12 protein-coding genes and 1 pseudogene are annotated in these 15235 nt (G+C 61.3%); 1 reads left to right on the forward strand and 12 read right to left on the reverse strand.

The window, feature by feature from the left end:
• The first annotated feature begins 157 nt into the window (after positions 1 to 157).
• Complete coding sequence (locus KB879_RS32260; RefSeq protein ID WP_211983518.1) at positions 158 to 3091, forward strand: Tn3 family transposase; 2934 nt, start codon at positions 158 to 160, stop codon at positions 3089 to 3091.
• Between the two features lie 608 nt (positions 3092 to 3699).
• On the opposite strand, the pseudogene KB879_RS32265 reads toward KB879_RS32260, so the two are convergent.
• The 12 genes and pseudogenes from KB879_RS32265 to KB879_RS32320 all read right to left on the reverse strand — a co-directional run.
• Positions 3700 to 3963: pseudogene (locus tag KB879_RS32265) on the reverse strand (tyrosine-type recombinase/integrase); the annotation flags it as partial.
• Between the two features lie 192 nt (positions 3964 to 4155).
• Positions 4156 to 4404, reverse strand: a complete 249-nt coding sequence (locus tag KB879_RS40515; protein WP_211983519.1) for a cupin domain-containing protein — start codon at positions 4402 to 4404, stop codon at positions 4156 to 4158.
• Between the two features lie 96 nt (positions 4405 to 4500).
• On the reverse strand, positions 4501 to 5535 hold the full coding sequence (locus KB879_RS32275; RefSeq protein ID WP_211983520.1) for an NAD(P)-dependent alcohol dehydrogenase: 1035 nt from the start codon (positions 5533 to 5535) through the stop codon (positions 4501 to 4503).
• A 44-nt stretch (positions 5536 to 5579) separates the two neighbouring features.
• On the reverse strand, positions 5580 to 7001 hold the full coding sequence (locus KB879_RS32280) for an aldehyde dehydrogenase family protein (protein ID WP_211983521.1): 1422 nt from the start codon (positions 6999 to 7001) through the stop codon (positions 5580 to 5582).
• A 23-nt stretch (positions 7002 to 7024) separates the two neighbouring features.
• Positions 7025 to 8542: a class I adenylate-forming enzyme family protein gene (locus tag KB879_RS32285; RefSeq protein ID WP_249221462.1), complete on the reverse strand. Its 1518-nt coding sequence runs from the start codon at positions 8540 to 8542 to the stop codon at positions 7025 to 7027.
• 342 nt (positions 8543 to 8884) lie between these two features.
• Positions 8885 to 9850, reverse strand: a complete 966-nt coding sequence (locus KB879_RS32290; protein ID WP_211983523.1) for a LysR family transcriptional regulator — start codon at positions 9848 to 9850, stop codon at positions 8885 to 8887.
• Between the two features lie 58 nt (positions 9851 to 9908).
• Entirely contained in the window at positions 9909 to 10712 is an 804-nt protein-coding gene (locus KB879_RS32295; protein ID WP_211983524.1) for an enoyl-CoA hydratase, read from the reverse strand.
• Between the two features lie 49 nt (positions 10713 to 10761).
• Positions 10762 to 10965 (reverse strand): ferredoxin, encoded by a 204-nt coding sequence (locus KB879_RS32300; RefSeq protein ID WP_042876136.1) that lies wholly within the window; start codon positions 10963 to 10965, stop codon positions 10762 to 10764.
• A 44-nt stretch (positions 10966 to 11009) separates the two neighbouring features.
• Positions 11010 to 12203 (reverse strand): CaiB/BaiF CoA-transferase family protein, encoded by a 1194-nt coding sequence (locus tag KB879_RS32305; RefSeq protein ID WP_211983525.1) that lies wholly within the window; start codon positions 12201 to 12203, stop codon positions 11010 to 11012.
• Positions 12200 to 13060, reverse strand: coding sequence for an enoyl-CoA hydratase-related protein (locus KB879_RS32310; RefSeq protein ID WP_211983527.1), 861 nt, complete (start codon positions 13058 to 13060; stop codon positions 12200 to 12202). Before KB879_RS32310 ends, KB879_RS32305 begins: the two co-directional genes overlap by 4 nt.
• Before the next feature lie 70 nt (positions 13061 to 13130).
• The gene (locus tag KB879_RS32315; protein WP_211983529.1) at positions 13131 to 13991 is read right to left on the reverse strand and encodes an enoyl-CoA hydratase/isomerase family protein; all 861 of its coding nucleotides are present in this window, start codon (positions 13989 to 13991) and stop codon (positions 13131 to 13133) included.
• Positions 13992 to 14032: 41 nt separating this feature from the next.
• Complete coding sequence (locus tag KB879_RS32320) at positions 14033 to 15229, reverse strand: cytochrome P450 (RefSeq protein WP_211983531.1); 1197 nt, start codon at positions 15227 to 15229, stop codon at positions 14033 to 14035.
• Between the last annotated feature and the right edge of the window lie 6 nt (positions 15230 to 15235).

Genomic DNA, 15235 nt, shown 5'->3' on the forward strand with positions numbered 1-15235 from the left:
GCCGCCACCCAAGAAAAATGCCAATAAATCAATAGGTTGCTGTCTACCCCATTCTTTTCTTTAGGTGCTGCAGGCGGCATATTTTCGTGCTGAATGTTGCGACCACCTCTCATTGCCGCTACCCTCCGCAGTCCGTCTCACGCGTGGGAGAAGCGCGATGGATCACTGGCGGTTGGCCTACCTCGGGATGCGGCAGATCCCACAGGAACTCAGCGAGTTCGAGCTTGCCACGTTCTTCACCTACTCCCCCAAGGAGCGGGCACTGATTGATGCTCGGCGCAGCCCCTTGTATCGCTTGGCCGTTGCCGTACACATCGGCTTTATCCGCATGACGGGACGCACGCTTGATGCCTGCAAGCAAGTGCCTAGATTTCTCTGGGCGCATGTCGGTGCCCAGGTTGGTGTGACGCCGCCGGATATGGGCACGCTCAACGCACTCTACGATGGGCGCACCGATACACTGTCAAATCACCAGATGCTGGCTTACCAAGTCCTCGGCTTCAGTCCGATGGCTGAGCACCAGCGCCGCTATGTCACGCGCTGGCTCAAGGAACGTTTGACGGGACAGCCGAGCCGCACCGAGCTGTTTCATGAGCTGAAGCGCTGGCTGTATGAACATCGGATACTGATACCCCATGATCGCGCACTAAAAAGACTGATCAGCCTGGCCGTCGCCACCGCCGAGGCGGCGCTTGCCGTCGCTCTGGTGCGCGCCTACGGGGCTTCCGTGGATTCGTGGGGCATATCACTTGCGCGCCCGCATGGCGATCGCACGAGCCTGCAGCAATGGCTTTGGGCCGTCCCGTTGCGAACCTCGACCCACCAGATAGGGGAATTGTTCGACAAGGTCGAACTCCTTTACAAGATGGGCATTCACCGAAACTGGCCAGCGGCGTGCAATGAAGCGCTGATACGCTACTATGCCCGGCGCTGCGCCAATCGTCCGCCTTCAGTGAGCAAACGAGTCGCGCAGCAACCCCGCCGATTGGAAGCTGCCTGCTTTCTGCGTTACGCTTTATGCGCCGCCACGGATCATCTGGCGACCATGTTGCGACACTGGATTCAAAAGTCCGTCAATGACGTTCGGCGCCTGATTGAGGCTGGCCGACCGGACCCTGGCACCCAGATGCGAGAGTTCGCGACCGCGGTCAAAGCGCTGGCCGCGGATGAGATGCTAACCCGTGAAGCACTCTGCCAGCAGTTGTCGGCGCTGGCCGACGCGGCGCTCAACCGGCGTGTGCCCAGCCGTGCCAGCCTGATCCGCGCGCAACTCCTGTCGCGACACCGCCAAGCTCGAGCGTTGCTCGGCAGGTTGGTTCTGCTGCCATTCTCCGCCCTGTCAGCACACCCGGTGATTGAAGCGTTGGCAGTGCTCCAGGAACTCTACGCGCGGAAGTCCGATCATCTTCCCGACCATATCACGATTCGACTTGGCCGCGCCTGGCAACCCGCTCTGGATGGAGAGGACCGACAGCGGGCCCTGGCCGCATTCGAGTGGGGCACGCTTTTCGCCCTGCGGGTGGGATTGCGCAATGGCTCAGTCTTCCTTGAGCACAGCTTTGCCTTCCGAAGCCAAGCGACCCTCTTGATCGGCGCCAGCGATTGGAAGGCCAAACGCAACCACTTCTATGGCCATCTTAAGCTGCCACAGGATGCTCAGGCATTTCTGAAGCCTGTGATCGCGCATCTGGACGAAAGCCTCGCCAGGCTCCGGGACGCTGTCGTGTGTGGGAAGCTCAAGATTGACGATGCGATCCACATCGACCCCTTGGTGGCAAGCGCCACGCCCGCGAATGTGGAGACATTGCGAGGCGCACTGTTCGAGCGGCACCCAGGTGGTCAGTTGCCTGAAATCCTGCTCGAGATCGACAGCGCCACGCACTTTAGTTGGCTCTTGCTGGGAAGAGAGCCTCATTCCCGCAGCGAATTGCTATTGGTCTACGCAGCGATACTCGCGCACGGCACATCGATGTCAGCTGCGGATCTCGCCCGAATGGTGCCGGAGTTGTCGCCTCCCGCGATCCGGCAGATGATGCATCGCGTTGCGGACGAACGGAAGCTGCGCCACGCGGCTGAAGCCGTGCTGACCTTCATGCATCAACACCCGATTGCCCAGCATTGGGGACGCTCCGATTTGGCCTCGTCAGACATGATGTCGTTGGAAACGACACACTCTGTCTGGAAAGCGCGGGCCGACCCACGCCGGCGAACCGCATCGATCGGGATGTACACTCACGTTCGCGATCGGTGGGGAATTTTCTATGACCAGCCAATTTTGCTCAACGAGCGCCAGGCCGGCGCAGCGATCGAGGGCGTGATCCGACAAGGCGGTTCTGAAGACGTCGCGCAACTTGCAGTGGATACGCACGGCTTTACAGATTTCGCGATGAGTCTGTCACGGCTGTTGGGCTTCGATCTCTGCCCACGTCTGTCCCACCTGCGCGACAGACGTTTGCATGTTCCCAGGCATCATAATGTGCCTGGCGAACTGGCTGCCGTCACCGATGCAGATGTTCGACTGAGCCTCATTGAGTCCGCCTGGGACGAGCTGGTCCGGATTGCGGCGTCCGTGCAAAGCGGGCAATGCACTGCAGTCCAGGCACTCTCGCGCTTTGGGGTGGCGGCGCGCGGACAGCCCGTCTATGAGGCCGGCATGCATCTCGGACGGTTGTTTCGTACGATCTTCCTGATCGACTATTTCACGAATACCGCATTTCGCCATGAGATGCAGCACGTGCTGAACCGCGGTGAAGCGGTGCACATTCTCCAGCGGGCGATCCATTCCGGCAAGATACCGATCGAGCTGGCGCGCCATGACGCGTCGCTGGCGGCAGTGTCATCGGCCTTGACCTTGCTATCCAATTCAGTAATGGCTTGGAATACGATGCACATGCAACGCAGCTGGGACATCCTCGAGAGAATCAGCAGCGAGACGACTCGATCTGAGGACCTTCGGCACATCGGTCCCACTCATCTCGAGGGAATCAATCTGCGGGGCACATTTGAGTTTCCCATCGCGCGCTATGCGCATCGGCTCATGCCCACCGCGGCGTTCCGGTCCGACTCACCTTCGCAGTGGCGTACGGCATAACCAATCTGTTTTGAAAGCGGCCCCGAGGGCTGTACCAAAGACCAGATACCTCTGGGTCCGCGATAGGCGCACCAGCGGCACACGTCCCCGGGCCGGCGAGAGCGTGGCGTCATCCGTCCGTCGCGCCCGACTCGGTTTCTCGAAGGCTTACCGCCCTTCCCCGCGGTCAAGCCCATTCTGCGATCGGTATCTGTGGATGCGGGGAACGGGCCAGTCAGCAAATGATTGATTTTATGGGGATTTCTTGTGGGCACCGGCCGGAAACCCGCCTGAATACTGGGGGTAGCTATCCCGGAAAATTGCATCAAAAACAAAGGGACACCTGGACGGCTCGCTTTCAACCCGATGCCGGCGTTCTGGCTAGCGCTGATTCCGCCAAGCGCTCTCGCATTGAAAGTCGCCAGAAGGCGTGTTGGCTTTCGGGACGTAATAGTCTTGGACTTACCCTTCGCTGGTTGTGTTGCAGCCATCATGGCACTTCGGTGCTAACTGTCGGCTTCCGCCGCAACCTCTGGACGGGCAGTCCTTCCATTCGATTACCCCTATAGGGGTCGCTTCAGAATTCGGAAAATAAAGCACGCTAAGCCGGAAGACCCACCAGACGCCGGTTACCGGGCGGCAAAGGCCTGATCCATCTGGCGTGCCCGCTTGACCTCATCGCTTTGCAGGTAGATCGAGGTGGTGGCCACCAACGCGTGGCGAAGGTTATCGCGCACTGTGGTCAGCTCCGCACCGCGGGCCAGGGCATGGGTCGCGTGCGTATGCCGCATCCAGTGGGGACTGGCGCGGCGGAGCTTTTCCGCGACTGTCGGGTGATCGCCGGCGATGATGTCCGCAGCCTGGCCAAAGAAGCGCCGCATTACCGTCCACAGGATGGCCGACGCCTCGGCCGAATTACTGCCGATATGAAGGCAAGGTGGCAGAACCTCCGACAGCAAGCTTGCCACGCTCCTGGTCCAAGGCAATGTGCGCACCAACGGCGAAGAAGTCGACACCATGGCCGACTGTCACCATCTTTTCCAATGCCTCAGAGAAAAGCCCGCTGCAATCGACGGGAGTGGTTTTCAAGTCGCCGGCCAAAACGAAAGCCCGATCGGCCGGAAGCACGAATACGTCGCGCCCGTCATGACCTGACGCGGCGCTGCCTTCCCTTCAATGGTCAGCCAGCATTCGCCCTTCATGAGGGCCACAAACTTGAGCTTCCTGGGCGGAGGGAATCGCAGTGCCCACGATCCTCCCGCCGCCAGGCTCCCAACGTCAACACATCGCGCGCTGGCTAAGGTGAGAATGTCAGTGAGCGGGTCTTCCTTCATTTTTCAATCATGGCGCAGACCCCCGCGCTTTACAAGTCTCCATCCCCGACGCCCGAAGGCAGTCGGCTCTGAAGGTCAGATGTACAGAGCGCCTGCCTACATCTCCACGACGATCTTGCCAAAATGGCGACCGGCTTCCTGGCGCCGGAACGCTGCAGGCAGTTCCTGCAACTGGAAGCTTGAATCGATCACCGGACGTACTCCCAGCGACTCGATAGCGCGGATCATCTCCAGCTGATCCGTCCGACTGCCGACCACGACCCCTTGCAGCCGAACTTGTTGGGCCATGATCCGGCCTGTGGCGACACGGCCGGACGTGCCTGCGAGCAGGCCCACAAGCGCGATGCTGCCGCCAGTACGGCATGCCTCAATCGATTGGTTCAGAAGGTCGGCGCCGCCGATATCGACAATGTGATCGACGCCGCGCCCGCCGGTCCATCTCTTGGCCGCGCGCCCCCAGTTCGGCTCCGCTCTGTAGTTGATCACGTGGGACGCACCAAGCGCACGAAGACGCTCCAACTTGCCCTCGGACGATGAGGTAGCAACCACCGTTGCCCCCATCGCCTTGGCGAACTGCAGTGCGAATACCGACACCCCGCCAGTGCCTTGGACAAGAACCACATCACCGGGACGGATACCGCCGCAACACCCGAGCGCGCGCCAAGCGGTCAGGCCTGCGCAGGGCAACGTTGCGGCCTCAGCCAGCGAGAGTCCATGCGGTACGCGCGTCAGCGCGGCCACTGGCACGACGGCGAACTCGCGTGCGTACCCGTCGACGTGCTCGCCTGCCACTACGGCATGCCCCCACTGGGCAGGAGCACCTTCGCGCCAGTGACGGAAGAAGGTTCCCAGCACAGCTTCGCCCACCCGCAACGTCATGGACGGATCGGCATCGACCTCGTCCCCAGGTGGTGGCCCTACCTCGACTATCTCGCCTGCGCCGTCAGACAACGGGATACGGCCGACCGCGGTTGGCATGCGGCCGGTCACCACAAGGTAGTCATGGAAGTTCAGCGAACTGCCGCGCACCCGTACCAGCACCTCCCCGGCTCCCGGGCGACCCGGATCCTCTTCGAACGGCACCAATTGATCGATGCCGGCCGGCCGCCCCAAGCGCATTGTTATCGCCATGTCGATCGCCCTATGAATGTCTCAGGCGTGAAATCGGGCGGGCGTCAGGCACGTAGCTGAATTGCTTTGTACTCGAGGAACTCTTCCAGTCCGTAAATGCCGTTCTCGCGACCTTGTCCGGATTGTTTGTATCCGCCGAACGGTGCAAGGGGGTTCCAGCGGCCGCCGTTGATGTCGACCTGGCCTGTGCGCAATTGCCGCGCGACACCGAGCGCACGCTCGTCTGTTCCGGCCCAGACAGCGCCCGACAACCCGTATATCGTGTCATTGGCAATGCTCACAGCGTCGTCCTCGGAATCATAGGGAATGATCGTTAGTACAGGGCCGAAGATCTCTTCCTTTGCAATTGTGCTCCGATGATCAGCGACGAACACGGTAGGCCTGACGAAATACCCGCCGCCCGTGCCGGCCGGAGCCTCAGGTCCACCGGCCACGAGTTCGGCACCTTCTTCAAGGCCGAGGCGGATGTAGCTGAGTACCCGGTCGCGTTGCGCTACCGACGCCAACGGACCCAGCTTCACACCTGCGGAGAATGCACTTCCGACGACGTACGAATCGGCGGCCTCCTTGGCTAGTCCGCGTACGTGGTCCAGGTGAGCTCGCGGCACCAGCATCCGAGTCCAGGCAGCGCAGGTCTGGCCGGAGTTCAGGTAGCAGTGTGAAACGGTTGCCTTCACAGCCTTCTCCAGGTCAGCGTCCTCAAGCACGATCGATGCGCTCTTTCCGCCCAACTCCAGCGAGACGCGCTTGACCGTCTCCGAGCCGACGCTGCTGACGCGCTTGCCCGCGCGTGTCGAACCCGTAAACGACACCATGTCCACCTCCGGATGTGCTGCCAGTGCTTCACCGACCGACGGTCCGAGACCTGTCACGAGATTGAAGACCCCCGGCGGTATGCCCGCCTCATGGAGGACCTCAGCAAGAACGAAAGCATTGAGAGGAGCGATTTCAGACGGTTTCAGAACAACCGTGCAACCACTGGCCAGCGCCGGCGCAATCTTTTGCGTGATCTGGCTCAGCGGATAGTTCCAGGGCGTGATGGCGGCAACCACTCCCACTGGTTCGCGCAGGACCAGTGAGTTGCCAACGCGTGCCTCGTAGCCGAACTCCTGCGACAGTTTCGAATAGTACGCCCAGGAATTCACTGGCGCGGCGACCTGGACCAGTGAGCAAGCCTTTAGCGGTGTACCGACCTCTGTGGCAATCAACCGCGCGAGTTCGTTACTGCGGTTCAGCAGCCCATCGGACACCTTTTGCAGGAACCTCGCCCGATCGGTTGACGAGGTCCGGGACCATCGGGGGAACGCTGCGCGAGCCGCATTCACGGCCGCGTTCACATCGGCCTCGGAGCCCGCAGGGATAGTTCCGTAAAGGTCGCCCGTGTTCGAGTCTGTAACCTGCAGCGTCCCGGAGGAGGATGACGTCAACCAACGTCCGCCAATATAGAGTGTGGTGCGTTCGATCATAATGCCTGTCTCACGTCGTTCAATCAGCACGCGGGGAGATCCAACCCCGCCTGCCGCCACTGAGCCAGTACTTCTCGCTTGGCGACCTTGCCGGTAGCATTCGTTGGCAACGCCTCGGAGCGAAGCCACCAGCGGGAAGGCACTTCATGCCGCCCAAGCAGCGCGGCTGCATGGGCGCGCAAGAGCTCAGCCGTAATGGCCGTCCCGGGCCTTAAGACAACGACGGCGCCGACCTCCTCTCCAAGGTCGGCGTGCGGAAGTGGCACGACTGCTGCCTCGACCACGTCGCCGTGTTGCAAAAGACATTGCTCGACCTGCACGCATGCGATGTTTTCGCCCGCACGAATGATGATGTCTTTCGAGCGGCCAACCAAATATAAGTAGCCCTCGGCATCGAGCCAGCCGCGATCGCCAGTGGCAAACCATCCCTGCCGGTCAGTGATCGGCTTAGGGTCGCGAAGGTATCCGCCGGTGATCGTGGCTGTGCGCACCATGATCTCCCCTACGCCCTTTTCGTCCGGGGCGTCGATCCGAACCTCGACGAGGGGAAGCGGCCGGCCAACACAGCCTTTAGGCCGCCCTTCGATCTCCGCGCTGGAGCCCGCCGCCACAACACCGCCAGCCTCCGTCATCCCATACAAGCTGCCCACACGCTTCTGCATGGACGGGAACGCCTTCTGCACCTTGGCTCGAAGGTCGTCGGACAGCGCTGCTCCACCCATTGGAATCGACCGCAAGCTGGTGGTATCGAACTTGCCGAACAGTTCGTGCTCGACCACGCGCGAGACCATCGTGGGCACACTGCCCCAAACGCGTACCTTTTCCTGATCGATGAGCGCCAGCACCGTAACCGGGTCGAAGCGCCCCTCCAACAGAACAAGGGTACCGCCGGTCAGCAGGGTGGTCGTCGCAATTTGGATGCCGCCCATGTGGAACAGAGGCATCGTCAGCAGGCTGATAGTGCCCGGCGCTCCGGGCGCAAGTTCGTCAGGCAGACGCCCGGTCAGGACAAGGAGATTCTGGATATTGGCGATGATCGACCGATGCGAGATCACCACGGCTTTGGGGTCGCCACTGGTCCCCGAACTGAACATGACAACGGCGGTCTCGTCCTCCATCTCGGGGGCATGCTCCAAGCATAGCAACTCTGCAGTGGCGTCGCGAGAGACCTCGCCAATCTCATCGAAGGCAATGGTGAACCACGCTCCCTGAAGCGACCCCTTCGCTCTGTCCGTAATAAGCAGAACCGGTTCAGCCAATTCGGCGGAAGCTTTCGCTTGCGCGTTGCCCCACATTGCATTGCCAAGTACAGCAACTCCGCCAAGGCATTGCACCGCCCAAAATGAAAGCAGCCACTCGAGGCTGTTATAGCCGAGCAACATGACGCTCGTCCCGCGGCCAATCCCCTGCGCGGCAAGGAAGCGGGCAACGCGCCGCACGGCTCGCTCGAAATCCTGAGTGCTCAGGCGCAGATCACCTTGCACGATGAATGGACGGTCAGCCCAGCGGCGCGCGTCAATCAGGAACTCGACCAGCGACATCGGACGATGTGTATAGACCAGTGTTGAGTGGTTCTCAACCCTTGCGCTCGCGACGTCGCGAGACCAGCGTCGTGGGGAGATCATAGGAAGGTACGAATGCTGACGTTTACGTTGATGGGGGGCTAGCACAGGGCATCGACATCTGGCGTCCAACCCATGGGCCACGCGGTATCGATCATTGACCGGGATACCCCGATACCGATCGCACATCGCGTGGGTAGTAGTAGACCCTGCGCGCTGACGGAGATCAACGAAACGGAACGAACAAGAGTACTTCGCCAGACGAGAGATGCATGGCGTACCGAATTGAGCGGCGTGAGCTCGCCGTTCGGCGACCGTACCCTACAGCCGTTGCGCGAGCTTTCCTTCGGGCATCGACGCAGAGTCATCCGAGCGCATGCTCACGGCCATGCCACTCCAACCCACGGGCAGAACGCGGGACAGGAACTCGACGAAGGCCTTCACTTTGGCGTTTCGGCCTTGCGCTGGCGGGTAGACCGCGTACAGGGTCTGACCGCGCGCGACGTAGTTGGTCAGGACTTGTTCAAGGCGCCCGGCGCTGACGTCGACATCGAACAGGATCGAAGGGCCTTGGCCCAGCCCCAACCCGGCGAGAACGGCTTCTCGGTAGTTGTCGCTGTTGTCGAACGCAAGGTTGCCTTTCACGGGCACCAGGCGTTCTCCCTCCGGCATCTGAAAGAGCCACGAGCGCCCTCCATGAAAGAGGTCCGCAGTCAGGCAGTTATGCGATGCCAGATCCTCGATGCGTTGGGGTCGGCCGCAGCGGTCAAGATACTCTGGCGTTGCGCAGGTGACGCGCAGATTCCGTGTCAGCGGACGCGCGACGAGGCGTGAGTCGGGCAGATCGCCGCCCCAGACGGCAATGTCCAGGCCTTTTCCAATCAGGTCGTGCTGCAGCCCGTCCGCTTGTGTGATCTTCAGTTTGATTCCCGGATACTGCGCAACAAATTCACTGAGGCGTGGCACCACATGCAGCCGCGCCACAATCAGCGGCAGTTGGACATGCAATCGTCCGACCGGATCATCGCAGGCACGTTCTAGCTCCTGTTCCGCTTCCTCCATGGACGAGAGGATTTCGCGGCAGCGCACAAAATACGCCTCGCCCGCCGGCGTCAATGCGAGCTTTCGGGTATTGCGCACGAGCAGCGGCACGCGCAATTCCTGCTCCAGGCTCGCGATCCGCCGAGTCAGTATGGACGCCGTCACGCCGAGTTGGCGAGCGGCCGCAGAAAATCCTCCCCGTTGCGCAACGGCGACGAAGGATTGAATAGCCGCGAACTTGTCCACTAACCTTTTCTCCTGCGCCCAGTACTGCACTGCACTGCGCGCACGGTTTCAAGTCCACTCAACGTCCCATGAATCTCGGCGCGCGCCGCTCGGCGAATGCGGTGCAACCTTCGATGAAATCCTCGCTCGCGAAGCAGGCAGCAATGCATTGGTCCCAACGCCCAGTATTCCAGTCCACGGGTGGCTTGTCCAGATCGCGGTCTATCAGCTTGATTGCCCGAACCGTCAAGGGCGCAGCTGCGGCGATGGATGCGGCCACGCTCCCGGCTTCCGATGCCAACTCCTTATCGGGCACGATCGTGTTGACAAGTCCAATACGCAGAGCCTCCGATGCAGAGAACTGGCGTCCCGTCAGGAGGATTTCCTTCATGAACGCCGGGCCGACAAGCGAGCGGATCTTCTCCATGCTGTCACCCGGATAGCCAACCCCCAGCTTGACGGCAGGAATGCCAAACCTCGCCGTATCCGATGCGATCCGAAGGTCGCAACAGCATGCCAGCGCGAGTCCGCCGCCGAGGCAGTAGCCACGGATGACTGCCACGGTCGGCTTGGCACAGTCCCAGACTGCCCTGTAAGCCTGCAGCGCACTGCGTTCGACAGTGCGTACGGCATCGGCCTGCGACAACCGGCTATTGAACTCGGCAATGTCGGCACCGGACATGAAATCCCGTCCGCCGTCGCCCTCGATCAGGATGACTCGTATGCCCGGGTCAGCAGCGAACGAATCCAAGGCTGGCGCGAAGGCGCGCCACATCGAGTCGGTGCCGGCGTTGCGACGGGCCACATTGCTGATCGCTATACGCCCCGTCGCACCATCACGCTCGACGATCAGGTGTCCGCTATTCTCCATCGTGTTGTCCAATTATCGTTTCAAAGCGCCAGTCGCGTCAGGTGCCTTCGGCAAGGCCGGCTCAGCGCTCGGCATCCTCGACCTCGATAGCGAACTCGGGGCAGTTCGCCCAGGCGAGAAGCGCCTGTTCCTTCAGGGCCGGCGGCACATCGCCACATTCTCTGACCTGAGCAAAGCCGTCTTCCCCGACAACGAACAATTCCGGCGCCGCCCGGACGCAGTTCTGATGCCCTTTGCATCGCTCCGATTCAATTCGAATTTTCATTGTCACTCCGTAGTCTGTGGTTAGTTGGAAGCATTCGTCTGCAATCACACCACGTGACGCTCGCGCAGGTCCGAGATCTGTCCCGCGGTGTAGCCAAGTTCCATCAACACGTCGTCGGTGTGCTCGCCTCGCCCGGGCGTTGCCGCGCGCATCTGGCTTGGTGTTCGGGAAAGCGTGTACGGCTGCGCCACGACCTTTATCTCCTGAAGCACCGGATGCTGCAGGGATACGGCCATGCCGAGATGCTGGGCTTGGCGGTCCTTGAATACCTCGTCCATCCGGTAAATGGGACCACAGGCAACGCTCGCCTGCTCGAAAGTGCAGATCCATTCGGAACTTGTTTTGCGCATCGTATGTTTCGAAAGCTCGGCCTTCAACGCCTCCCGGTTCTTCGTTCGAAATTCGTTGCTGGAATATTCGACCCGCTCGAGCAACTGGGGCGCCTCGATCGCGTTGCACAGGCGCCTCCACATCTCCTCACCAGCCGTGGCAATGTTGATGTGGCCATCGGCGGTCGGGAACACGCCCGTTGGCGTCGCAGTTGGATGATCGTTGCCAGCCTGTTCTGGCACCTCACCGTCCATCAGCCATCGCGCCGCCTGGTAGTCGGTCAGTGCGATCATGCCCTGCAGCAAGGAGGTCTGTACCCATTGCCCACGGCCCGACACTTCGCGCTCGAGCAGGGCAGTCATGATGCCGAGCGCAGCGTACAGGCCTACTCCGGTATCCGCGAGCGAGATGCCGGTCCGCAAAGGCGGCTGCCCTTTTTCACCGGTAATTGCCATCAGCCCACCCATGCCCTGAACGATCTGGTCATAGCCCGGCCGGTCGGCATACGGGCCGTCCTGCCCGAACCCCGAGATGCTTGCGTAAACGAGCCCGGGATTGCTGCGCCGCAGCGTCTCATAGCTCACCCCAAGCCGTGTCTTCACGGTTGGCCGAAAGTTCTCTACCAGCACGTCAGCCGTCTCGGCCAGACGCTTAAGAATTCGGACGCCTTCCGGATCCTTGAGATTGAGAGTGACGCTGCGCTTGTTGCGATGCAAGTTCTGGAAATCAGAGCCCAGGCGGTCTCCGATCCAGCCGTCGCTGACGTTAAGCGCCTCCGGGCTTTCAACCTTGATGACATCTGCGCCCCAATCCGCGAGCTGGCGTACAGCCGTTGGGCCTGCCCGCAGGCGGGTAAGATCAAGCACACGAAAGCGTTCGAGCGGGCCCTGCCGATAGGATGAACTCATGACCCGGTACTCCCCATGGCTGTGCCCGGCAGCGGAGTGAAGGCCGGGGCGCGCTTGTCCTTCATGGCCCGCAAGGCTTCACTGAAATCCGGTTCCTTCATCAACTGCCCCATCAGTTCCCGGGAATCCTCAATCGCGGCACCTGCGTCGTGCCGCATGAGGTCGGCGTAGACCTGACGCTTGGCCGTCTTCACCGCCACAGGAGACGTTGAGCCCGCCAAACCGCGCGCGATTCGGAGTACTTCCTCCTCAAGCTCCTCACGCGGCATCACGCCGTTGAGAAAGCCCATGGCGCGTGCCTCGTCCGCCAAGAACACGCGACCCGACAGCAAGATGTCGGCACTGTGGGTCAGACCGACGATACGGGGCATGATCCAGGACAGCCCAAACTCGGCAGGCAATCCCAGACGCGGCGTTGACGTCGTGAATTTGGCGCCTTCCGCGGCATAGCGGAGGTCACAGTAAGCGGCCAGGGCGACGGCAATTCCGGCGCAGGCCCCGTTGATTGCAGCAATGACGGGCTTTTGCAGGCCCCAATGCCAGATCAGCTCGTGCTCGTATTCAGGGCGCACGCCGTAACCTGGCGTTGCCATCACGTCATTCCGAAAGCTTTCGAGATAGTTCTGATCGGACTCTCGGTAATGGTCCAGCGCCTTGGTGTCTGCGCCGACGCAAAACTGCTGGCCGGCTCCGGTAACGACAATCACGCGCACCCGTGGGTCATCGTCCAGGCATGACATCAGCCAGCGATATTCGGCATTCATGCGCGTGGTCCAAGAGTTTCCGCGCCCGGGTCGGTTGAGCCGAACCAGACCGACACCGTTGTCGACGTTCAGTTGGGTGACATGCAGTTCCACGCTGTCTCCTTGTCAGAGTGATTAGCATTGACGCTCAGGTGTGCGTCGTGGTTGGCGGTCGGGCCTTGCCTCAATCGGCGTCCCTATGGTTCATGTCGCGCAGCTTGAATGTCGCTGTCGTGCCTGACTCGCTGCGCTCGCGCAAGAAGTTGAACTCGTCGCTCTCGAACCTCAGGTTCGTACCGAGAGTGTGACCGACGAAGCCCCGCGTGAACTGGGCCGCGCAGCCAAGGCTTTCCAGCGCCATCTGGTGCATGGCCTTGCCCGTCACCAAGGCGTCACGTGGGTGCTTGGCGATACGCCCGGCCCAGTTCTCAACGGTAGACTCCAACTCCGCCAACGGCACCGCACGATTGACCAGACCGAGCCGGCAAGCCTCACTGCCGTTAAAGCGCTCGCCCAGCAGCATCAGTTCCCGAGCAACCTTGGCGCCGTACATCAGGATCTGCGAGTTCATGTGCCAGGTATTGCCGGCGAGACCAAATCGCTGCTCCGCATGACTAAAGCAGGCGTCCTCCGCGGCAATCGCCAGGTCCACCAACTCCACTAGGTAGATGCCTACGCCGGTGCAATGGCCATGGACCTGCGCGATGACCGGCTTGGCCGAATTCTGGAATGCCATGTAGCTCATACCCAGACGTCGGTCCCGCTGCAAGCGCATTCTCTGGCTGGGGCGGCGCGGCTTGCCGCCGTCCGGTGTCAGCTCCAGCCCGTACGACTTGACTGCATCGTTGTAGTCGTGCCCAGCGCAGAATGAGGGCCCGTTGCCCTTCAGGATGATGACTTTGATGTCATCGTCGTACTCGGCATCCCGCAAGGCGGCAACCAGATCGTCCATCTCATCGAAGCGCAGAGCATTGTGTTTCTCCGGTCGATTTAAGATCAGCCGTGCCACCGCGCCGTCCTTTTCCAGGATAACTGTGCTGTTCAACGGAGTCTCCTTGTTCTGTATCTGCTTTTGGAAACCAGGCGTCAAAGCACCCGGATACGCACATTCTCAGGACCGCGGGCATTGCCCGCAGACCACTTAACCGCGCCGGATATGCGCTCATAGTTCGGAATCGCCTTGAGCCATTCCTCGATGGCGACGCGCATCTCCATCCGGGCGAGGTGGGACCCGAGGCACCGGTGCACGCCCACCCCGAAGGTCAGGTGGCGGTTGCGCTTGCGCTCGAGCTGCACTTCGTCCGGGTTCTCGAATACCGCTGGGTCACGATTCGCCGCCGGGTAGGCCAGAATCACCCGCTCGCCAGCGCCGATGCAGCGCCCGCGCAGTTCTGCCTCCTGGGTGGTGACGCGCGCGATAGACAGCGGCGCGTAGAAGCGGAGCAGTTCCTCAACCGCGGTAGTCCTCAACAAAGCAGGCTCATTGATGAGCTTTTCCCGGTCGGCCGGGTTGTCGGCCAAATGGTTCAGACTCGCGTTGAGCGCGTTCCATGTAGTGTCGGCGCCGGCGAGGACGGCAAGCAGCAGGCTACCGATTCGGTGCTTGCGTGAGATGGGCTTGCCGTCGATCGTGGCCGTCGCGATATGGCTGACGAGGTCTTCGCCGGGATCCTGTGCCCGCTCATCGAGCAGTTGCTCGAGATCGGCGAAGGCTTCGTCGAAAGCCGCCTTGCGCAGTTCCTGGTCGAACGGCCCATACTTCAGAACCCGGATGGCCCAGTCCATAAAGCGCTCCTGACGGTCCTCGGGCACGTCGAGGAAGCGTGTCAGCAGCGACAGGACAAACGGCTTGGAGAAATCGTCACCAAGGTCAGCTTCGCCATTGGCGGCAATCCTCTGCGCATGATGACGAGCGATGCTCTGTGCATAGGGCTCAATCGCTGCAACGCGAGCGGGCGTAAAGTAGGGTTCGAGCAAGTCCCGGTGGATCTTGTGATCCGGCGGGTCGCTGGTCAGCGGTGGCAACACAAGGCCCGAACCTTCCGAAGGTACCTCGCCCGCAATTTCTGCTGCACGCGATGAAAACACGGCTGGATTTTGAGCGACGTGGTGGATGTCCTCGTATGTGGTGGGCAGCCATGATCCCCCCCATTTTTCACTATGCGCAACCGGGCAGCCGCTGGAACGGATGTCGCTCCACAGGACATGCGCCTCCTGTACATAGTGGTCGGAGAGAAGGTCATACCCGTCATGGGGTAGTGAGTGCTGGTTGGTGTCGGTCACCTGGGA

Source organism: Cupriavidus sp. KK10, from assembly GCF_018223725.1.
Classification (GTDB): domain Bacteria; phylum Pseudomonadota; class Gammaproteobacteria; order Burkholderiales; family Burkholderiaceae; genus Cupriavidus; species Cupriavidus necator.

Excerpts from the sequence above, each read along its gene's own strand:
- KB879_RS32260 (WP_211983518.1), top strand. The coding sequence starts at position 158 with ATGGATCACTGGCGGTTGGCCTACCTCGGGATGCGGCAGATCCCACAG.
- KB879_RS40515 (WP_211983519.1), bottom strand. The coding sequence starts at position 4,404 with ATGAAGGAAGACCCGCTCACTGACATTCTCACCTTAGCCAGCGCGCGA.
- KB879_RS32275 (WP_211983520.1), bottom strand. The coding sequence starts at position 5,535 with ATGGCGATAACAATGCGCTTGGGGCGGCCGGCCGGCATCGATCAATTG.
- KB879_RS32280 (WP_211983521.1), bottom strand. The coding sequence starts at position 7,001 with ATGATCGAACGCACCACACTCTATATTGGCGGACGTTGGTTGACGTCA.
- KB879_RS32285 (WP_249221462.1), bottom strand. The coding sequence starts at position 8,542 with ATGTCGCTGGTCGAGTTCCTGATTGACGCGCGCCGCTGGGCTGACCGT.
- KB879_RS32300 (WP_042876136.1), bottom strand. The coding sequence starts at position 10,965 with ATGAAAATTCGAATTGAATCGGAGCGATGCAAAGGGCATCAGAACTGC.
- KB879_RS32305 (WP_211983525.1), bottom strand. The coding sequence starts at position 12,203 with ATGAGTTCATCCTATCGGCAGGGCCCGCTCGAACGCTTTCGTGTGCTT.